This window comes from Bacillus sp. GW821-FHT11D08, assembly GCF_058808515.1.
Genome location: NZ_JBXARS010000001.1, coordinates 206,745 through 228,214, shown reverse-complemented (window position 1 = coordinate 228,214; position 21,470 = coordinate 206,745). Strand labels below are relative to the sequence as shown.

General features: G+C 45.1%; 17 protein-coding genes. 2 read left to right on the top strand and 15 right to left on the bottom strand.

Annotation, left to right across the window (positions count from 1 at the left end; all coding sequences use genetic code 11):
• Positions 1–19: 19 nt before the first annotated feature.
• The 9 genes from tuaF to lytA form a co-directional block, all read right to left on the bottom strand.
• Positions 20–700: a teichuronic acid biosynthesis protein TuaF gene (gene tuaF / locus AC1RRX_RS01170; RefSeq protein WP_007407488.1), complete on the bottom strand. Its 681-nt coding sequence runs from the start codon at positions 698–700 to the stop codon at positions 20–22.
• Positions 697–2,184, bottom strand: a complete 1,488-nt coding sequence (gene tuaE, locus AC1RRX_RS01165) for a teichuronic acid biosynthesis protein TuaE (protein ID WP_144463868.1) — start codon at positions 2,182–2,184, stop codon at positions 697–699. Before tuaE ends, tuaF begins: the two co-directional genes overlap by 4 nt.
• 66 nt (positions 2,185–2,250) lie before the next feature.
• Complete coding sequence (tuaD, locus tag AC1RRX_RS01160; RefSeq protein WP_032867088.1) at positions 2,251–3,591, bottom strand: UDP-glucose 6-dehydrogenase TuaD; 1,341 nt, start codon at positions 3,589–3,591, stop codon at positions 2,251–2,253.
• A 4-nt stretch (positions 3,592–3,595) separates the two neighbouring features.
• Positions 3,596–4,792: a teichuronic acid biosynthesis protein TuaC gene (tuaC, locus tag AC1RRX_RS01155; RefSeq protein WP_032869542.1), complete on the bottom strand. Its 1,197-nt coding sequence runs from the start codon at positions 4,790–4,792 to the stop codon at positions 3,596–3,598.
• A complete protein-coding gene (gene tuaB / locus AC1RRX_RS01150; RefSeq protein ID WP_042635535.1) occupies positions 4,789–6,237 on the bottom strand; it encodes a teichuronic acid biosynthesis protein TuaB in 1,449 nt (482 codons plus the stop codon). The genes tuaC and tuaB overlap by 4 nt, the downstream gene beginning before the upstream one ends.
• 36 nt (positions 6,238–6,273) lie before the next feature.
• Positions 6,274–6,933, bottom strand: coding sequence for an exopolysaccharide biosynthesis polyprenyl glycosylphosphotransferase (locus tag AC1RRX_RS01145; protein ID WP_003151373.1), 660 nt, complete (start codon positions 6,931–6,933; stop codon positions 6,274–6,276).
• A 216-nt stretch (positions 6,934–7,149) separates the two neighbouring features.
• Positions 7,150–8,640 (bottom strand): N-acetylmuramoyl-L-alanine amidase, encoded by a 1,491-nt coding sequence (locus AC1RRX_RS01140; RefSeq protein ID WP_007407494.1) that lies wholly within the window; start codon positions 8,638–8,640, stop codon positions 7,150–7,152.
• A gap of 21 nt (positions 8,641–8,661) precedes the next feature.
• Positions 8,662–10,782: a SpoIID/LytB domain-containing protein gene (locus AC1RRX_RS01135; RefSeq protein ID WP_047936256.1), complete on the bottom strand. Its 2,121-nt coding sequence runs from the start codon at positions 10,780–10,782 to the stop codon at positions 8,662–8,664.
• 32 nt (positions 10,783–10,814) lie between these two features.
• Positions 10,815–11,132 carry an acidic lipoprotein LytA gene (lytA, locus tag AC1RRX_RS01130; RefSeq protein WP_007407496.1) on the bottom strand — a complete coding sequence of 106 codons (318 nt, stop codon included), beginning with the start codon at positions 11,130–11,132 and terminating at the stop codon, positions 10,815–10,817.
• Between the two features lie 180 nt (positions 11,133–11,312).
• Here lytA and tagU point away from each other — a divergent pair, with 180 nt between their 5' ends.
• Positions 11,313–12,230 carry a polyisoprenyl-teichoic acid--peptidoglycan teichoic acid transferase TagU gene (gene tagU, locus AC1RRX_RS01125; RefSeq protein WP_003151369.1) on the top strand — a complete coding sequence of 306 codons (918 nt, stop codon included), beginning with the start codon at positions 11,313–11,315 and terminating at the stop codon, positions 12,228–12,230.
• Positions 12,231–12,261: 31 nt separating this feature from the next.
• Here the strand turns inward: tagU and wecB are convergent, their stop codons facing one another.
• The gene (wecB, locus tag AC1RRX_RS01120) at positions 12,262–13,401 is read right to left on the bottom strand and encodes a non-hydrolyzing UDP-N-acetylglucosamine 2-epimerase (RefSeq protein ID WP_032867494.1); all 1,140 of its coding nucleotides are present in this window, start codon (positions 13,399–13,401) and stop codon (positions 12,262–12,264) included.
• Between the two features lie 228 nt (positions 13,402–13,629).
• Between wecB and galU the strand changes: the two genes are divergently transcribed.
• Complete coding sequence (gene galU, locus AC1RRX_RS01115) at positions 13,630–14,514, top strand: UTP--glucose-1-phosphate uridylyltransferase GalU (protein ID WP_020956427.1); 885 nt, start codon at positions 13,630–13,632, stop codon at positions 14,512–14,514.
• Between the two features lie 39 nt (positions 14,515–14,553).
• Here galU and tagH read toward each other — a convergent pair whose 3' ends face one another.
• From tagH to tagD, 5 genes are all read right to left on the bottom strand, one after another.
• On the bottom strand, positions 14,554–16,098 hold the full coding sequence (tagH, locus tag AC1RRX_RS01110) for a teichoic acids export ABC transporter ATP-binding subunit TagH (RefSeq protein WP_020956428.1): 1,545 nt from the start codon (positions 16,096–16,098) through the stop codon (positions 14,554–14,556).
• 20 nt (positions 16,099–16,118) lie between these two features.
• Positions 16,119–16,946, bottom strand: coding sequence for an ABC transporter permease (locus tag AC1RRX_RS01105; RefSeq protein WP_003151365.1), 828 nt, complete (start codon positions 16,944–16,946; stop codon positions 16,119–16,121).
• A 185-nt stretch (positions 16,947–17,131) separates the two neighbouring features.
• Positions 17,132–19,306, bottom strand: a complete 2,175-nt coding sequence (locus AC1RRX_RS01100; protein WP_144463867.1) for a CDP-glycerol glycerophosphotransferase family protein — start codon at positions 19,304–19,306, stop codon at positions 17,132–17,134.
• A gap of 49 nt (positions 19,307–19,355) precedes the next feature.
• Positions 19,356–20,894: a glycosyltransferase family 2 protein gene (locus AC1RRX_RS01095; protein ID WP_007407500.1), complete on the bottom strand. Its 1,539-nt coding sequence runs from the start codon at positions 20,892–20,894 to the stop codon at positions 19,356–19,358.
• Positions 20,895–21,031: 137 nt separating this feature from the next.
• A complete protein-coding gene (gene tagD / locus AC1RRX_RS01090; RefSeq protein ID WP_003151361.1) occupies positions 21,032–21,421 on the bottom strand; it encodes a glycerol-3-phosphate cytidylyltransferase in 390 nt (129 codons plus the stop codon).
• Between the last annotated feature and the right edge of the window lie 49 nt (positions 21,422–21,470).

Here is a 21,470-nt window from a genome sequence, read left to right as displayed (position 1 = left end):
ACATCTCCATCGCAGATTTTTACAAGGACTCTCTAAAAAACTCAGGAATGACAATGAACATAAATGCAACTGCAATGCCGATTAAAACGCCCAGAACCGCTTTCTTTTTCGGCGGCATGCCTTGTCCCGCCGTTTCATTCATCGGCTCTGAATTGATGATGCCGGCCGCTTTCAGGTTCAGCTGCGTATTTTTCAATTCGTATAAAAATCGTTCCTTATCCACTTTGGCGTCCGCGCTGACGGTTTCTCCTTCAAGCGCAGCAATACTCTGCCGCACTACTTTTGCCCGTTTTTCAAACAGGTCCTGATCATTCTTCAGAAAAGTTTTTATGACGGCTTGAAACACCGATTCGGTCTCCTGTTTGTTTTGGCCGCTGTAGCTGACCGTGATCAATGAATCTGATTGTGTTTCGACAGTCAGTTTACTTTTCACGGCCGCTCTTTCTTCGTCTGTTTTATCAGGCAAAGCCTGCTTTAAAAAGGCATCGCTCGTCAAAAGGAGCGGGATTTCTTTTGTATTGTTATAAAGCGGATGATCATAATTTCCCGCGGCGATCGCGGCTTCTGATGTAAAACTGCTGCCCCCGCTGATTTTTGACGGCAATACATATCCCGCTGCCCCTAACACAACGGGCAGCGCAATGATCCAAATGATATTCTTTTTGATACGCCGGGTTATTCTTGTCAACATATCCTTCATCTCGCATCTCCCTGTTTTTCATAGTACGCCGTGACGGCAGGCTCCTTTTGTAAACGCCTCAATATATTGACCGCCGCGATCACGAGCGAGAGAAATACCCAGTGGAAAAATAAATTTGATACGGAGCTTGGGCTGATGCTGCTTACCAAAAAACCGGCCATCGCCGTGATAAGTCCTTCTGTGATCAGTCTTGACTGATTTTCCGATTTTCTTTCATGACATTTATAAAGTGTCCAAAAAAGGAACAAATAGACTGTCAGGTAACCGAGCATCGTAAGAACGCCGAAGTTCGCCATAATCTCGACGAGCCAGTTGTGCACCTCAACTACGCCGCCCGTATCATAAACGGGCTCCGCTTTTAAATAGTAAGAGACGTTTCCGGCACCCACTCCGAACCCCCAGGAATCAATCACATAGTGAAAGGCGTTTTTTAAAAGATTCGCCCTCGCAAGGTTGGAAGGAAGCGGTTGCTGTCCCGGCATCGCCTGCGGAGCTGAAAACAGATTCAAGACGGCATTGGTGATACGGCCCGCAAATAAAACCGCAAACAGCGCCGCACCCGCTCCCGCTGCGTACAGCGCGAGTTTTTTCAACAGGGAAGGCAGCAGGATGAAGACGTATACAGCCGCCCCCGCGCATATGCCCAGCAGACTCGCGCGCGAACCGGTCAAAATGATTAAATACAAAGCGCAGATCGCAAAGAGCAGGCTGACGGCCTTCACATAGCCGTTTTTCATATTTTTCACCGCCGCCGCATACAGAAAGAAACTGATGCACAAAAACGTTGCGAAATCATTTTGATTAAAGAAAACGGACGTCGGATAATGCTGTTTGTACTGCGGGCCGTTATAAAGCGTGGAGCTCGGCAGATGGTGGTGTGTAAAATGGTTGTAAAAGCCGATCGCCATCACAAAAATGGTCATCACAAGCCATATGCCGTAAAAAACCATCAGCTGATCAAAGCGCTGAATGAACATGACAATAAGATAAATCAAAAACATGCCCATTCCCATTAAAGCTAAATATTTAATCCCGTACGTCACGGATTTTGCCCACAATAACGATAGGAGACCGTATGTAAACCATAAGGCGAAAAACATCAGAACCCCTTTTACATTCACCCGATTCCATCTGTCAATATGATGGCGGTTTGTCAGGATGCCGGCGACGTGAAGGGCGCCCGCTCCGATTAATAACAGCCGGTATATAAATAAGCTGAAAAATCCGAGATGGATCGCAAAGAAGGCCTGGTTTAAAAATGTACACGCGATCAGTATATAAATGAGCCCCATAAACATCTGACCGTTTGTTGTAAAGGCGGATAGCAAAGCAAGTCCGGCAAAGCCGATCATGGCGGCAAACAGCAGCACGGTGATTTTTCCGAAGCCGGCATCCGCCCTGACCGCCTCCAGCATGATGAATCCTCCTGTAATGAGAGCGGCAAGCAGCACAAGAACATGTGCCGCTGAACGTTTGATACTCACATGGCAAACCCCTTTCCAAAACCGGCAGCCGAGCCGGGCTGCCGAGAGCCTGAAGACAATCTTTTTCTATCTTGCCAGTTCTTTTATTTGCCGATCGGCATGAACCGCCGGACGTCCGACGGAATGATAAGTGAATCCTGAAACCCTCATATACTCCAACGGAAACATATTTCTGCCGTCAATGATGACCGGCTGTTTGAGCAGCTGCTTCACTCTCTGAAGATCCATCTCCTTGACTTCCGGCCAATCTGTTGTAATCAGGCATGCGTCCGCGTTTTTGATGGCACTGTACAGCTCTGTGTGATATTCAATGCCGCCGTCTCCTAATATCGCTGACGCTTCGGGAATCGCGATCGGATCATACGCTTTCACGTGAGCGCCCTGCTCTTTAAGACTTGTGATGATATCAAGAGCCGGGGCGGAGCGGACGTCATTTGTGTGCGGTTTAAAGGCCAGCCCCAGTACGGCCGCGGTTTTCCCTTTTAAGGGACCGATGGCGCGGTTCAATTTTTCCGTAATACGGACCCGCTGCTTCTGATTGGTTTCAATGACGGCTTCCATCATTTGAAACGGATAGCCGGCGGCGTTTGCGATATGCAATAAAGCCGTTGTATCCTTCGGAAAGCAGGATCCGCCGAATCCGATGCCCGCCTGGAGAAATTTATTCCCGATCCGACTGTCAAGACCGACGCCTTCTGACACGTGGGAAATGTCCGCCCCGACACGTTCGCAAATATTGGCGATATCGTTAATAAAAGATATTTTGGCGGCTAAAAAAGCATTTGCGGCATACTTAATCATTTCCGCGCTTTCAAGATTGGTCTTTACGATCTTCGTACGGAACGGCTTATGAAGCTCTTCAATGACCGAAGCGGCATGTTCGCTTGTGGCGCCGATGACCGCCCGCTCCATCTGCATCGTATCCCGCACCGCCGAACCTTCGCGGAGGAATTCAGGATTTGACGCGACATCAAACGGATATTTTCCCTTTGACGCTTCGCTGACGATTTGGTAAACGAGCTTTCCCGTCCCGACCGGAACAGTGCTTTTGGTGACAATGATTTTGTATCCGTTCAGCTGTTCTCCGATTGTTTGCGCCGCTGCCTTAATGTAGGTCAGATCGGCTTCACCCGTCTTTGACATCGGCGTACCGACGGCGATATAGATGATATCAGCGGCTTTCACAGCCGGCTCAATGCCGGCCGTAAAGGATAAGCGCCCGGCACTGACATTTTTTTCGGCTAATTCCTCAAGCCCCGGTTCATATATCGGGATGACTCCGTTTTGCAAGCTTCTGATTTTCGCTTCATTGATGTCACAGCAAGTCACATGATGGCCGATTTCCGCAAAACAAGTTCCAGATACAAGACCTACATACCCTGTTCCTAATACAGCGATTTTTTTCACAGCTTCATCCCTCTTTCGAAAGGTTCTCCTCTTGCCCGGCCCGGTTCATTACGGATCGGTATTTCTCTTTCAGCGCTTTCGCGTTTTGGCTTGCGTCAAAATACGTGCGGACGGTTTGATAAAGTTCCTCGGCTGTTTGCGGCGTCCAAGCCTCTCCTTCGTCATATTGCAGAATCGATTCTGCCAGCGTCTCAGGTGAACCCGGCTTGATCAGCAACCCCCGGTGTTTCCCGAATAAAGAAGCCAATCCTCCGACATCGGTGCAGATCACCGGCACCTTCAGAGCGAGCGCCTCAATGACCACAGTCGGCATGCCTTCGCTGTAGGACGGCAGCGCCATTACATCCGAAGCCAGCAGATAGTCCTGTACCTTGTCGTTCGGCACTTGCCCCGTGACGATATGAGCGGCTTCACGCAATGAAGATGCGGCGGGACCGTCACCGACAAAGACGGCTTCATATCTTTCATCCAATGACTGAGCGGCTTTTGATAAGTCGAAAACACCTTTCTCTTTGACAAGCCTGCCGATGAACACGATCAGTTTTTTATCCGGAGGAAGGCCGAGCCGTTTTCTGACGGCTTCTTTCGTCTCGTTCCTTTTTCGGAAGGCGTCAAGCGTGATGCCGATCGGAAGCACGGTGCACTCCGCTTCGATAAGCTTTTTCATTTGTTCCCGCAGACTGCCGCTCACAGCGTAAATATCGGCTGCTTCCCGCACCGCAAATGTAAATGCGCGATGAGCGCTTTTGCTGTAATGCGGATAGACATTGACATCACTGCCATGCAAGGTCAGCACATACGGAATGCCTAAAGCCTTTGACACAATGGCGGCCGCTCCGCCTGACGGCATGGCGAAATGCGCGTGAATCAGATCGGGCTTCAGGCCATGATTTTTAATTTCGGAAAGAATGGATTCCGCCATTCTTTTATGCGGCTGCGCCCATTTCAGCTGCCCGGGAACCGCCTGATAAAACGGCCGGTGGACGGACACGCCTTTCCGCCATTCATGCGCCGGCCTGATATCCTTTTGCCGATACGTCTTTTTCAGCACCCGGAATGGCGCGGCGAGTTTCGGCCGCGGACAAATGACGGTCATCTCCGCGCCAAGCCTTCTCAGTTCTTGGGCCTGCGTCTCATGAAAAACGCCTTCTCCCGGCTTCTCACTGCTCGGATAGACACTTGTCATCCACAATACCTTCATAGCAAACGTCCTTTTCTTAATTTACTTTTCATATGCGGATAAGCTTTTCCTAACAGGAATAAATAACACAACGCGCCGCAGGCTACGGAGATCGCCAGCCGCAGCTTGACATCAAGGCTGATCCGCTCCGTTCCGAAGCTGGCTGTAAAGGCGATGACACCCATTGCCGCCGTAAGCAGAAACGGTTTGGCCACGGCTTTGAAGTAAGCCGACAGCCGCAGCTTAATGACATATGCCAACAGCCAGCGCCCGATCAGGAAATTCAGGATGCTGATGAAAGCGTACGTCCAGGCTACCGTCAAGAGATTTCCGGACAGCACGGCGGCGTACAAAGATGCGCCATACAGCAGCATCACCCCGGCGTCCCAATAAAACGCCAGATCGGCCCGCCCTTTTGCGAGCAGCACAGATCCGTTCGGATTCATCAGAACCCTTAATATCCCGACGATGGCGAGAACGTTTAAAACCGGGACAGCCGCCAGCCATTTTTCTCCGAATACCGAAGCCACGAATGCATCCGACACTGAAACCAAACCGAGCAAAAGCGGAAAGGATATCAGCGCGAGTATTTTGGTCATATTGAGAAATCCTTCTCTGATAACGCTGTTTTCATGCTTGTTTTTCGCAAAGACGGGAAACGCAACTCTCGTAATGATCGGATTAATTTTTAATACCGGAAGCGTGACAATCTGGTAGGCCAGATTGTAAATGCCGAGCGCCTCAGCGCCGATAAAACTGCCGATCAGAATCATATCAATATTCGCTCCGAGCCGGTTCACAAGCCGGGAAGACAGCTGAAAGGCCCCGAAAGAAAAGAAACCTTTCATTCCTTTCAGATCAAAAACCAACGCCGGTCTCCATGTTTTTCTGCAGGCCATCCAGTACAGAATCCCTTTCGACGATTGCAGCAGCACCTGAGAAATCACATAGGCGAGAATCGGGTCCGTATAAAAAACCGCGGCCGCCAAATACACGAAGGACAGCACATTTGAAAAGATTTCAATCTTGCTTAACGTGTTAAATGCCAGCGCTTTTTGCAGCATATACTGGTATTGCTGACCGATCGGCGCGATTAAAAACATAACGGCCAGCACGCGGATTAAATAGACAAGCTCCTCCCGCCGATAAAAATCGGCGATGAGCGGACTGCTGAAAAACAGCAGCGCAAACAGCGCAAGCCCCGTTATGATATTCAGCCAGTACAAGGAAGACATCTGTTTATCAGTCACATGATCTTTTTGAATGAGCGCGGCGCCAAAACCCATATCAAGCGCAATTTGGGCAAACACCACTACCGTTGTGATCATGCCGACAAGGCCGAATTCAGCCAGTGACATGACCCGCCCGAGCAGGGCGAATTGGATGATTTGAATGACCGTAATACACGCTGTCGAAATACTTGTCCATTTGGCGCCGCTCAAGATTTGATTTGTAATACTAGGCATCGTTTTCCCTACTTTTTTGTCTGCTGACCAGAATTTTTATCGCGCCCCGTCACCGGTCCAGATCACTTTGCACGTTTTGAGCATAATCTTCAGTTCCAATGAAAAGGTCAGGTTGCGGATATAATATAAGTCAAACATCAGTTTTTCCCTCGGTGTCATGTCATATCCCCCGTTGACCTGCGCCCAGCCGCTTAATCCCGGCTTAACGGCCAGCCGCTCCGTAAACCCCGGAATCTCAGCCTGAAACTGTTCCGTAAACACGGGCCGCTCGGGACGCGGGCCGATCAGGCTCATTTCTCCCCGAAGCACATTTACCAGCTGCGGCAGCTCATCAATACGGGTCCTTCTGATAAAAGCGCCGACCTTTGTCACGCGGGGATCCTTTTTCAGCGCCCAGACCGCCCCCGATTTTTCAGCATCTATTTTCATAGAGCGGAGCTTATACAAATAAAATGGCTTCCCGTCTTTGCCTACCCGCTCCTGCTTATAAAAAGCCGGGCCGGGCGACTCCAAACGAATCAGTATGGAGAACAGGCCCATCACCGGGAGCGCCGCCAAGAGCCCCGCAAGCGCAAACACAATGTCCATGAATCGCTTAAAAGCCAAATAACGGGCCGTTCTTTCCGTAACGGCAGCGGAAGTCCCCTGCCGCACTGCATAGTTATTATTTACATTCATGCTTTTCTCTGCTCCCACTGACACACACCTCACGATTTGTTGGGATGTTTGATGACCTATGCCGTGAGTTTAGCAGATGGATGTTAATTGGAAGTAAAGGAAGCGTTAATGTTTATTAGAATGTTTCGATTATTGTTTTTTTATTGTAAATCTATTCATATCCATATTTGAGACAAAGCATAATGAAAAATAAAAAAACAGACCGGTATGAACCGGTCTGTTTCCATGAAAAAATTATCGGAAATAGGAGGAAACGCCTTGGGTGATCCCCGCCGCGAGTCTGTCCTTTTTCGTTGATTGTTTTAAAATATTGGCATCAATCGGGCTTGTGACAAAACCGGTTTCTAACAAGACACTCGGCATTTTAGAATACTTAATGACGTAAAATCCGGCAGTTTTCACACTGCGGTCACGCGTGCCGAGAGCAGAAACCATTCTCGGCTGAATATTTTGGGCAAGCCTCAGACTGTTTGCGGATTGGTACGTTTTATCATAATACGTCTCCGTACCGTTTGCACTGCTGTTATCATTTGCGTTCGCATGGACGCTGATGAAAATATCGGCGTTCGCCTTCGCCCCTTTGTTCACTCTCTCCTCAAGCGAGTCAAAGGTGTCGCCCTTCCTCGACATTACAGTAAGCGCGCCCGCGCCGTATAATTGATTGTTAAGACGCGTAGCGATATCAAGATTTACATTTTTCTCAAGCAAGCCGTTTCCGGTTGCACCTGAATCCTGATAGCCATGCCCCGGATCAATAAAGACCGTTTTGCCGACAACCGGATTTTTAAGCTGTGACGCGGCATTGTTGCTTAAAGATGAAGCACTTCCTATGACAGTGAAGCTGGTGATGTTTTTACTTCCGATATACGTCCGGACGTCTTTTGACAGACTGTCTCCATTCGTCAGCAGGTGAACTCTTCCCTGTTTGGCGCTCAGCACGCCTCCGACGATGGTATCCGCCTCTTTAAAGCCATTGGTAACAAACGTATAGCCTGTGCTTAAGCCTGTCTTTTTTGCAAGATTCACAGACAGGTTATAGCGGTTTTTGCCGCTGATTCTTGAAGGGTTCGGCAGTTTATTGTAAAGTGAGCTGCTGATGCTGCTTGTCCCGCCGATGACAATCGTGTTTTTAATCCCCAAGCTTTTGATCGCATTGGACGTAGAACCATTTAATGTCGAATCATTAGTGAATAAAACCGGATATTTTTTAGCGGACGCATAAGAAATCGCAGCCATTCCATCTGCATCAACAAACCCGTTGACCACAAGGGCTGTAGAAGATCTTGTCATTTCACCCGCCACTTTTGCGGCTGTGGCATATCTCGTGCTCCCTGATAATCGTTTGACACTGATGCCTAATTTAGCAATTTGATTTTCAGTATTTTTCGAAACGGCAGGTGTGCCGCCTACGATAATCACATTTTTCGTTTTTAAATCAATTAATCCCTTTTTTGTGCCGGCAGACAGCTGATCTTTATTTGTAAACAGCAGCGGCGCATTTTTTTGATATGAAAGCGGCGCAGCGGCAATTGCATCGGCATATGAAGTTCCGCCGGTGATAATGACCGTTTTCGCTTCACCCCATGATTGTTTTGCCGCCAGTACAGCCGTATCATACCGGGTGCTTCCGCCGATCCTTTTAACCGTGTTGTCAGCCAAAGCGGAAGGGACAAATAGAATGACCCCGAGAATAAAGACGGGGAGACATTTTATGATGAATTTCAATCCGATCTCCTCCACAGAAGTTTAGTAGTTTGTAAGTGCTGTATTAGGATAATAGAACGCAAGAATAGAAGTATACGGCTCTCCGGCCTCCGCTCTTTCTTTTGCTCCGTATTGACTCATTCCTACGCCGTGACCGTATCCCTTTCCTGATATCGTGATTTGCGAAGAATTACCGGACGCACTGGCGTATGTGCTTTTAAAAGATGAAGCTCCGATCATCGTCCTGAGTTCAGACGCTTTCACCTCAACAGATGCAGTCTTGTTCATGACATAGCCCTTCGACTTGTCATTCACATGGTACGTGACCTTCACCGCGGCGTCTTCCGCGCGCTGGCCTTTTGTTTTTCCGGTGAGCGAGAGATCAGAGATGCTTGCAATTTTTATGGAACTTGCATTGGTTTCTTTATTTTTCATCAGCCAATTTTTTATTCCGTTGAGCTGCGCAGCATTTGCTTCGTTTGTTTTAGACCACCAGGATGCGGGATTTTTCATATCCAGACCCGCTGGCAGCTGCTGCTTCTGCAATGTTAAAGACCAGCTGATTTCCGGATCTTTTGTATCCTTTTTGGCTACTAAATACGGCACTTTCGATCCCCACACTTCATCGCCGGATTCCATGTAACCGCCATTGCTTGATGAGTAAGTGGCATCTATCAATCTGCCGGAATAAGTGAGCACTTTCCCTTTTGTTCCGTTAACGGCTGCGGTGGCGTTTGGATACCAGCTGTATCCCCCGTAAACCTGAAAGGCCGTTGTATCCGCGACTGTTTGTCCCATCTTGCCGATAGAGTAGGTGCGGGCAGCAACAGCCTGGGCTTTCAGCGCTTCTGTCGGCCAGCTTCCCGGCATTTCATTCGGCAGGACACCTTTCAGATAATCCTCAAAAGGAATGTTTTCATTAACAGGTCTTACATATTTGCCGGATTCCGCAGTGAAACTCATATTCCCCAGATATGGCTTCCCGTCAATGCTGATTGTGTTTGCTGTTGAATATTTTTCAGGAACCGCCTTGAAAGACGTTTTTCCGCTGTTAATGCCTGCAACGCCTAATTTGCCGCCGGACGTTTCAATACGGTACGTCTTTCCGTTTACGAGATAAAACTCTTTTGCGTAAGCAGCCTTAACTGAATCGGCAATTGAATTTGCGCTGCCTATTAATGTATAAGAATAGGTGCCTTTCGTTTTAAAAAGGCTGGCCTCGTCGGCGGGTGTTTCGCTTTTTTTGATGTATACAAGCGGCATGTGATTTGCGGCGGCAATATTTGATCCGACAACGATGTCCGCTAATTTAGTCCCGTTGGCAGCCACCGTTTTGCTTGCATCCATGCCGAGCGAAGTGACTGCGTTTGCTGATATTTGATATCTGTTTGATCCGGTAATTCTTTTGGTGACCGAGGCCTTCTTTTTAATTTGATTCTCCACATCTTTGCTGACGCTTGAAGTGCCTCCCATGATGATCACTTTTTTAGGCAGATTGTAGCTCGGAAGGGAGTCTTTTTTCGTCAGGAGAATCGGATAGCCGTTTTGCGCAGCATAAGGCGCGATTGCCAGCGCATCCGTATATACATCCCCCGTTACTACGACCGCCTGGTCATAGCTGCCCATTTCGGCCGCAATATTTTTGGACAGATCATATCTGTTTTTTCCGCTGATCCGTTTCGTACGGCCGTATTTCTTCAATGTCTTTTCCGCGGCTGACGAAATACTGTTCGTCCCGCCGATGATTAAAATATTATCCGGACTGAATTTCTTGATTTGCGCTTCTGTGCTGCTGCTCAGTTTTTTCGCTTCAGTCAGCAGAACAGGCGCTTTCAGTTTATTCGCTAAAGGAATGACGGAAAGCGTGTCCGCAAAATAAGCATCCGTATTAACGACGACTACGTTGGATGGGTTTTTCCAATACTTGGATGTCGCAGCGTTAGCCGTATCATATTTGGACGCGCCTCCCAATCTGGCAACGGAGGAGACATCGCTTCCCGTCAGTTTATAAGTTCCTGAAGGTTCGATATTCAGAGTCGATTTATTACCAATATAATTCGTCAGTTTTACTGAGATATCAGAACTGGACGCAAAAGTGCTTTCCGGTAATAAAGCCAGGCTGAATATCACAGAAAAACAGACAGCCCATATTGTTTTCTTCAATTTTTATCCCGCCTTTTGCTGATCATGGTGTATTATTTTGCTTTCTCGATTTCCTTGATCTCTTTTTGGCCTTTATCATTTGTGAAATACGTAATGCTGACTTTGTCATTTTCGCTGAATTTATTCAGAACATCAGAGAAGTCATCAGAAAATTCAAAGCTGACGGGCTGATCATCCACTTTTACTTCAATTGTGTGCGTATCCGCCATACCGACATAATATGCCGTTTCTTTTTGAGCCTGGTTCTCCGAAGAACCGCTTCCCTTCTTTGATTGATCCGCCGTTCCGCACGCTGCCAATACAACAGAAAAAAGCAGTATTAAGAACGAAGCTGCAATAGTTTTTTTCATTTTTTTCACCTCATCTTTATGTATCGTCTTATACTAACTTTTTTTTAAGGTAATTTTAAGGTCTTTTTGTAACCTTTTTTTAAGAATTTCGTCTATTACATGGTTATAAGTAAAAATATGACTGGGTTTATAAAGATTAGTAAATTGTATCAGGAAAGTTAATAGAAAAGGTGATGACAAATGAGAGCTGAACGAAAAAGAAAGAAGAAAAAAGTTCTTCTGACAATCGTAACAATCATCGGGCTGTTAGTTTTATCATCAGGAGGCTACGTCTACTACTTGTGGCACAAAGCGGCTTCAACGGTGGCAAGCATTCAGGAAGACTTGAAAAAATCGGACAAACGTGACACGGATATAGATCTCGGAAAGAAGGATCCGATTTCTGTTTTAATCATGGGCGTCGATGAGCGGAAAAATGACAAAGGGCGAGCGGATACGATGATTTATATGACCGTCAATCCTAAAACGAATACAACAGAAATGGTCAGCATTCCGCGTGATACGTATACGAAAATCTCCGGCAAAGGTACGATGGATAAAATCAACCACTCCTATGCTTTCGGCGGAACGCAGATGGCCGCGGATACCGTCGAAGACCTGCTTGACGTGCCGGTAGATTATTTTGTGAAAGTAAACATGGAGAGCTTCAAAGATACCGTGGATACACTCGGCGGGATTACGGTGAACAGCACGTTTGCCTTCAACTACGACGGGCACTCTTTCGGAACGGGGAACATCAGCCTGAACGGCGAAGAAGCACTTGCCTACACGCGTATGAGAAAAGAAGATCCCCGGGGGGATTTCGGCAGGCAGCAGCGCCAGCGCCAAGTGATAGAAGGGATTATTTCTAAAGGGGCAAACATCTCGTCTGTCACGAAATTCGGAGATATGTTTAAGGTCATTGAAAACAATATGAAAACAAACATGTCATTCGATGATATGTGGACGGTTATGACTGACTATAAAAACGCCCGCAGCAAAGTCACTCAGCATGAACTGAAGGGAACGGGAACGAGAATCAACAATATCTATTATTACAAATTAGATGAAGCAAGCCTCGCTTCAGTCAAAAAAGAATTAAAAGAAAGCCTGAAATAATAAAAAACTCTGCATATGATGCAGAGTTTTTTTATTCTGTAAAAGGCTGCGGACGGGTTTTTCTATAGCCGTACCGATAAAGCAGTTCTTCCACAATCCGTTTTGAAGCCGATCCGTCACCATAAGGGTTTGACGCCTTTGACATCCGTTCATATTCAGCCTGATCGGTTAAGAGCTGTTTTGTCAGCTGATACACCGTTTCTTCATCTGTACCCGCCAGCTTTAATGTCCCGGCTTTCACTCCTTCGGGGCGCTCGGTTGTGTCCCTAAGCACCAAGACCGGCTTTCCGAGAGAAGGCGCTTCCTCCTGAACCCCGCCTGAGTCGGTCAAAATGAAGTTTGCTTTCGCAGCGAAGTTATGGAAATCCACGACCTCCAGAGGTTCTATTAAGTGCACCCTGTCCGAATCAGCAAAATGGGCTTCTGCAGCCTCACGAACTGCGGGATTCAAATGAACGGGATAAACGACTTGTACGTCCTCAAACTCTTCAACGACTCTTCTGACGGCCTTAAACATCTGTTCCATCGGCCTGCCTAAATTTTCACGTCTGTGCGCTGTTAAAAGAATCATCCTGCTTCCTTCCAGCTTGTCAAAAATCGGATGAAAATAATCTTCCCGCACTGTCGTTTGAAGCGCGTCTATCGCTGTATTTCCCGTGACAAATATAGAATCCGGCTTTTTATTTTCAGAAAGCAGATTCTGCTCGGCCTGGCTTGTCGGCGCAAAATTCACATCAGCCATCACGCCCGTCATCTGCCGATTGATTTCCTCGGGGAAAGGAGAGTATTTATTATGCGTACGCAGACCGGCTTCCACATGGCCTACGGCGATTTGATGATAAAAGGCGGCAAGGCTTCCGGCGAACGTTGTCGTCGTATCTCCGTGGACCAAAACGATATCTGGTTTTACTTCTTGGAACAGCTTGTCCAGTTTCAGCAAAGCATGAGATGTAATTTCTGAAAGCGTTTGACGCTCTTTCATAATATTCAAATCAAAATCAGGCGTAATGCTGAATGCTTCAAGCACTTGATCCAGCATCTGTCTGTGCTGTGCGGTTACAGTCACCAGCGAATCAATTTCCTGATATTTTTCAAGCTCTAATACGAGCGGAGCCATTTTAATTGCTTCAGGTCTTGTACCGAATACGGTCATTACTTTTAGTTTTTTCAACGGTTTGTCTGCACCTCGTTTTATATGTCGGATATCCCTTCATGTTAACATATTTATGCCGTTTCTTAGATATTGTAAAGCTTAATGGCAAACAAAGCAAAAACCGTTACAAGACTCTTTGAAAGCGGATTAAAAGGTGTGAATTTTAATCAATTGTGGTAAAGTGGAAAAAGACTAGGTTATAGTTCTGAAAAAAAGATTTTGCAGAAACAAGGATGGTGTTATTCAGTGAAGAAAGTACGCAAAGCCATTATTCCGGCAGCAGGTTTAGGCACTCGTTTTTTGCCGGCCACAAAAGCAATGCCTAAAGAAATGCTTCCAATCGTTGATAAGCCGACAATTCAGTATATTATCGAAGAAGCTGTCGAATCCGGCATCGAAGATATTATTATCGTAACCGGAAAAGGAAAAAGAGCAATAGAAGACCATTTCGACAATGCCCCTGAACTGGAACGAAATTTAGAAGAAAAAGGGAAAATCGAACTGCTTCAAAAAGTGAAAAAATCGTCAAATATTGCGGATATCCACTATATTCGCCAAAAAGAGCCAAAAGGACTCGGTCATGCCGTTTGGTGCGCACGCAACTTCATCGGCGATGAACCTTTCGCCGTTCTTCTCGGCGATGATATTGTCCAGGCTGAAAAACCGGGACTTCGTCAGCTGATGGATGAATACGAAAAAACATTGTCTTCAATCATCGGTGTTCAGCAAGTTCCTGAAAACGACACACACCGCTACGGAATTATCGATCCGTTAACAAATGAAGGCCGCCGTTACCAGGTCAAAAATTTTGTAGAGAAGCCTGAACCGGGCACAGCTCCTTCCAACTTGGCTATTTTAGGAAGATACGTTTTCACTCCTGAAATTTTCATGTACCTGGAACAGCAGGAAGTCGGTGCAGGAGGAGAAATTCAATTAACGGACGCCATCCAAAAGCTCAATGACATTCAGCGTGTCTTCGCTTATGATTTCGAAGGAAAACGTTACGATGTCGGTGAAAAACTCGGATTTATCGAGACGACGCTTGAATTTGCCTTACAGGATCAGGATATCCGCCATAAATTAATTCCGTTCATGAAGGATCTTCTTGAAAAAGAAGAAGCTGACGAATAGAAAAAGCTGCCGAATCCGGCAGCTTTTTTTATGTGATCTTTACTTTTTAGACGTTACGGTCAGTGTTTTATCAGCATTGTTCACAGAAAAAGTATATTCCTGGTTTTTAAGCATGAGCAAATTCTGATTGATTTTGCTGCCGCCTTTTTCACTTAAAGCTGAGATGTCTGCGGGACGCGATAAATGAAAAACCACTTCGGAGACTGTATCCTTGTCAATCACTACATCCGTTTTTGCATCGGATGTTTTTAATACGTTCCGTCCGTCAGCCGTTTGTCCGGCAGCTGGATTTTTCAATTTACTCTGTACATCGTCCCGGCTTTTATTGAGATATGAGAGAAACTCTTCTGCTGTTTGGCTTGATAAACTGCCGCTGAAATCATTAAGCTGAACATCCGTCTTTTTTAAAGCGTTCACTTTATACAGATCAGTCTTTTTCATAAAGTACTCTTTATCGTTTAATTTCACTTTGGCCGCCTGGTTATTTTCGGCTTCTACCTGCACCTTCGTGCCGAAATTTACACTTGCGGAGGCTTTTCCTTTTATATCTTTTTCAGTATAAAGGTCCGCCTTTTCAGCTTTTACCAAAGCAGGTTTATTCACAGACTCATAAAGGCCGGCATCGCTCTGTTTGACGTCACCGAAAGATGTAATCGCACGCAGAGGCTTGTCTGAAAACATCGAAGCGCCTGCGCCGACAGCCAGCAATGCAAGCAGCGTAATCTGTATCGTATTGGCAATGAATTTGGGCTTCGCTTTCTTTTGCTGCGCCTGACTGATTTTCTGTTCCTCGGCTGCCCGCGTTCTGCCTTCAATCTGCTCGTTTTGATATTTCTTCTTTTCTTTCTTTGAAAGCTTGTTGAACCAATCCACAAAAGCTTTATATTCTTTCACAACGGCTTTCGTTTCGTCGAACATGCGCATTTCGCCGTAATGCATCCAAGCCACCCGATCACACATTTTCTCAATCTGTCCGATGGAATGACTGACGAAAAAGATCGTTTTGCCGCGTTCTTTAAACTCCGTAATGCGGTCCACACATTTCTGATAGAAAGTCTGGTCCCCTACTGAGAGCGCCTCATCAATAATAAGGATGTCAGGGTCCATATGCGCCGATATGGCAAAACCGAGACGGGATTTCATACCGCTTGAATAGCTTTTAACAGGCTGATCTATAAAGTCGCCGATATCCGCGAATTCAACGATTTTTTCATAAAGCTCGTCTATCTGCCGATTGTTGAGACCCATCATCAAGCATTTTAAACGAATGTTGTCTTTACCGCTTAATTGATTGTTTAATCCGGCAGAAATCGCGATTAAAGACGGCTGCCCGTTCATGTCAATCTCCCCGCTTGTCGGCGGAATGATCTTTGCAAGCAAATTGGACATCGTTGATTTTCCAGACCCGTTGATCCCTACGAATCCGATCGTTTCCCCTTCATAGACGTCAAAAGAAACATTTCGGACAGCGAAAAAACCTTTTTGATTTCTGTTTGGGAAAAACAGTCCTTTAATTTTGTCAGACTGTTTTTTATATAGAAAATACTGTTTTGAAACATTTCTGAACGAAACTTTTAGTTTCATCGTATAATCTCCTTACTATATTAAAGAAAGTCAACAAACTTATCTCTGAATTTCATATGAAGAAGTGAACCGACTGTTAATAACAGCAGTGTGACGAACCAGAAATACAGCGTGTATTTCACATCGTGGAAAAACCACTGCCCTTCCATAAAGCTGTCTCTAAAGCCCTCGATAATATAGAAAAGAGGGTTTAACTTCAAGATGGTCAAAACTTCAGGTCTGTTTCCAAATTTCTCCGCAATGTCCCAGAAAATCGGCAGAAGAAAAAAGAGCAGCCTTGTGACGGCCTGAAGCAAAAACTGATAGTCCCTGATTAAAACGCTGATGGTTGAATTAAACAGGCCGAAAGCAAACATAAAACTGATCATGCAAAACAAGTAATAAATATATTGCAGCCAGTGAAGCGTCGGAAACAGTCCGTTGCTCAGCAGCACAATAATATAAATCGCCATCATCACAAAGTAACTGAATAAATTCGATGCTATCACTACAGAAGGCAGTGAACTGATCGGAAAGTTCATTTTCGACACTAAATTTATCCGTTTAAAAACGCTGTTAGATGCATCCAGTATCGTCGGACTGATAAAGAACCAAGGAATTAAGCCGGCCAGCATCCAGACGATGAACGGTACGCTGTCTCCATTTCCAAGCACCATATCATGTCCGCCGCGAATCCCGAGACCAAATACGAACCAGTAAGCCAGCATTTGAATCATAGGGTTGAGAAACTGCCACAATATACCCAAATAGTTCACTTGATACTTTGATTTCGTTTCGTACACTGCAAGCCGCATAATCAGCGGAAATGAGTTGAATTGCTCTTTCAGAATTTTTACCAATGCATTCATTCTAATCTTCCTTAGTCGTAAGTTTTAGGTAATAGCTTTGACTTACAAAAGCACCGCTCATAATTGTAACAGATTACGATGTATTTTTCACTTCATAACAAGCCTGAGTCCCATGAGCGCAACATGCCGTCACTTAAGCAAAAAAGCATAATTAACGTGGTTAAATTATGCTTTTTTGCACTTATTTACTTGTCCCCGAAAATCACTTTTACGGCTTTTTCAGACGATTCCCCGGTTTCTAAATAACAGAACTTCTCGTAAAAAGGCCCGAATGAATCCGGAAGCCTATAATCATCTGATTCCGTTTCATTGACCCATTTGATAACGTCACCTGTTTCTTTGACAAGCGGGCCGGGCGCTTCTTTTTCAAAGTCAAAGTAAAACCCTCTCAGTTTATCCCGGTACGTTTCGATATCAGGCACATAAAACAGCATCGGTCTTTTCAGATTTGCATAGTCAAAAAAGACAGAGGAATAGTCCGTTATGAGTAAATCAGAGACCATATACAGCTCACGGATATCTTCGTAGCTGGAGAAATCATACGCAAATCCTTCATACGGTCCGAGATCAAAGTTTTCCGCCACGAGATAATGCATTCTTAAAATAATGACATAACGATCGCCGATCGCTTCTCTCAATTGATGAAGGTCTAAATCAAGGTCAAACTTGTATTTTCCCTTCTTATAAAATTGGTCATCCCGCCATGTCGGTGCGTAGATAATCACTTTTTTATCTTGCGGAAGATTCATTTTTTCTTTCAGCGCTTTGATGACAGAAGGGCTGTTATCCGTTTGAAGGAAGTCATTCCGCGGATATCCCGATTCAATCATGGTTTTATTAAACTGAAACGCCCGGGCGAATATTTCGGTTGAATATGCGTTCGGTGAAATCAGGTAATCCCACTTTGAAGCCTCTGTCGTAAAGTTGCGCTTGTATTTTTCAGTGTTTGTTCCCGGCATATGCACTTCATCCATATCTACGGCAAGGCGCTTTAAAGGCGTGCCATGCCATGTCTGGACATATGTCGTATGCTCAGGTTTCGGAATCCACAGCGGCATACGGCTGTTGACAACCCAGTACTCGGCTCTTGCCATGGCAAACAGCCATTTGAACGTAAAGCGTTCGATATAAGGAATTCCTTTATCTTTAAATGTCTGTGAGTAAGCGGGGTTTACACTCCAGCAGAGACGGTATTCCGGCATCTCTTTGCTCATGTATTCATAAATCGCCCGCGGGTTGCAGCTGTACTGTTTTCCGGCAAAGCTTTCAAACATGACAAATTTCTGTTTGACAGGCAGTTTCCCCGCAACCCTGAATCCCGCTTTATAAGTGTTTTGTATTCTTTTCTCAATGAACTTTTTCAGCTTATTCTTTCTCTTGCGTACAAAGGAAACGCCCCGTTTCAGCTTTCCTTTCACAAAATACTCCACGCGGGTGCTGAAGCTGTAATCGTTCATTCTCAGGTGGAGATTTTTCGTTTTCTTTTTCGTGAAAACGTGAAATCTGGCAGGCCCTTTCTCCGTTTTCAGGATCGTGAATTGGTTAGGGTTTACTTGTTCAGATTTCAGAACCTTTAACGGTTTGCTGTTGGTGATAATCTCTTCACCCGTCCCGGCATCTTCAAAAATGAATTGAATATGGAATTGAAAGGTTAGCTGCTGATTCAATTCTTTATAAACAGCATTCAAATCAATTTTTGTATCAAAGCCTATCGTGTCAAGCATCGTTGTGTCCTGAACATATTCATCAAGGTCGTGTCTCGGCACGTCGTGAAGCGGATACTTCAGAATGAGAGGCTCCTCTTCTTTTCCTTTTTTCATTTTAAGAATCAGGTTTTTTTCTTTTATCTTTAAGGTTTCTGCCGCATTCAGCCGGAATGCAAAACCTTTCAGATGTAAGCTGCCGTCAGATTCGAGCTCCATTTCATCAATCCGCGTGACAAACTTTTTCTGCAGCAGCTTTAAGGAGAAATTCCCTTTCTTCGTCGTGTAAGGGAAAAAGAACATATGATGAGCCTCATCTTTATAAGAAGACAGTTCAATAGGTTCAAGGCTGGATTTTAACCGTTTTTTACTGATATCACTGTCATCATTGATAAAGGAGACATAGAAATCCAGACATCCTTTGCCGTCCGTATGGTCAGAAAGCAGATCCGTGCTCATGACAGCATGGTACTCCCCGCCTTCTCCGGCCAACCGTTTCAGAGGGACGGAAAGTTCCGCTTTTGTCTTACGATTTATAATCTGAAGAGAAGGCTCTTCCCCTGCAGTGACATTTTCACAGGATATCGTAATGCTGAATGTCTCTTCCTTTATGTTAAGATGTTTTAACTTGTATCTGACAGGATTTTCTATACCCATAAAATAAGTCTACTCCTCTGTTTCAATTAAACATATCCAATCACAATCATCATTTTGTTACTTTCAGTGAAAGGTTCTCCTTCACCGTCCGGTAGAATTGATATTGCAGTCCGTTCGCTTCTGCCGTCACCTTTTCACCGTCGTCTCTGTTTAACATGACACGTTCATAATCGTTATAAATGACATACATAATATAACCGCCAAGTCCGACTTTTTCAATGTCACGTAACGGGATTTCAAGGACGTACCGCCCGTCTCCCAGTGACTGAACCGGAAACTGGTGGAATACTTTCATGTTATCTCTGTGCTGAAACTGAATATATTGGGCATTATTTCTGTCCTGTCCGAACAAGCGGAACGTAACGGTGAATTTATGATCGGCGAACACCGCGCTTTCCGTTTCTCCGTGCATGCGAAGTTCGACCAGTTTATTTTCTTCATCCGTCAGCGGGCTTTCTAAATAAGCCAGTCCGCCTTGCGTCACGATGTTTTTATCGGGCTCTTTTTTGGACCAGCGGAACAGCTTTTCGACCTCATCATACCGTTTTTGAGTCAGCAGACGGTAGGCTGTTTTATGAATCGGATGAAAAAATGTCTCGGAAATATCGTATTTCGTCTTCTTTAACACATTCAGAATTTCATTGAATTTATTGTAGTAGGCTTCTTTGTTTTCGCTTTTCAGGAAGTGCATCCGATCGAAAAGACGCGTAATGGAATCGAATTCGATCAGGCGGTTCATTGCCATCTTCTCTTTTTCAGTATCTAATTTTTTGTTCAGAATATACTTCATTACGGCTATGTTCGTGTCGGTTTTTTCCATTATATTAGTCTGCTTTGTCAGCGACTCATTATTGTCCATTCTGTTCAGATAATAGACCGGCTCGGTTGACGTTGAAATATCTCCGCACGCCAAAAGAACATCCATAAAAAATTGCTTATCTTCAGCAAATTTCATTTCCGGATATCTGATATCATTATCTTTTAGAAATTGTAAGTTCATCATTCTTGCCCGCGGGCCGAGATGATAGAAAATATGCCGGATTGAAAAAGGCGATACCTTCGCTCTGTTCAGAGAAGACTCATGTTTCCCGATCGTTTTTTGACCGTTCACCTGCATTTCGATCGTTTTTCCGACCGCATAATTTACCTGATCTCTTTCAAGCATGTCGAATAAGATTTTAACTCCGTTCGGCGCAAACCAATCATCCGCATCCAAAAATGTAATGTACTTTGCATTTGCCAGCTCAATCCCCAAGTTTCTCGGATAAGCCGGGGTTCCCGTGTTGTCTTTCAAAAAGACGACTGTAATATTTTCATACAACTCGGCGTACTCAGTCAGGATGTTTCTGGAATCATCAGTAGAGCAATCATCGACAAGAATTAAAGAAATATGCTGAAAGCCGATGTTTTGAAGGATCACTGAATCAACTGTTTTCCTTACATATTCTTCTGCATTATAAACAGGAACGACTACCGCTACCTTCTTCTCTTCCGCCAATGCTTCTTTGTTTAAAATGGTATATTCGCGTTCTTCTACGGACGGCTTGGACTCTTTTTTATTCAACTTAAAAAAGTTACTAAGATTCATCTTTAAATTCTCCTCTTATTGTCTAGCTTTTTTTCAAAAGCGCATAACAAATATAGCGAAAATAACCTTATATTACAAGAAGTACTCCCTATCCGGAGGGAGTACTTCTTTATCATCTGTATATCCGAATGTTTCAATTACACCCCGGCAATTTCTTTTTTAATCTGTGTGGTGGAAATGCCTTCGGTTCTAGGGAGGTAGATGACTTCGCATTGATCTTTAAGGAAATCGAATTTGCCTTCCCAATCGTCTCCCATTACGAACACGTCGATGTTGTGATCCGCTACGTCACGTACTTTTTGATCCCAGCTGTTTTCCGGAATGACTTCGTCGACATAACGGATCGTTTCCAGAATCAGCTTTCTGTGTTCATAGCTGTGGTAGGCCTTTTTTTGTTTTTGCAGGTTGAACTCGTCTGTTGAGATGGCAACAACAAGGTAATCTCCAAGCTGCTTTGCGCGCTCAAGCAGTTTAATATGACCCCAATGCAGTAAATCAAACGTTCCGTAAGTAATGACCTTCTTCATGAAACAAAAGCTCCTTTCTATCATCATACGTATAACAAGCAACTGCTCT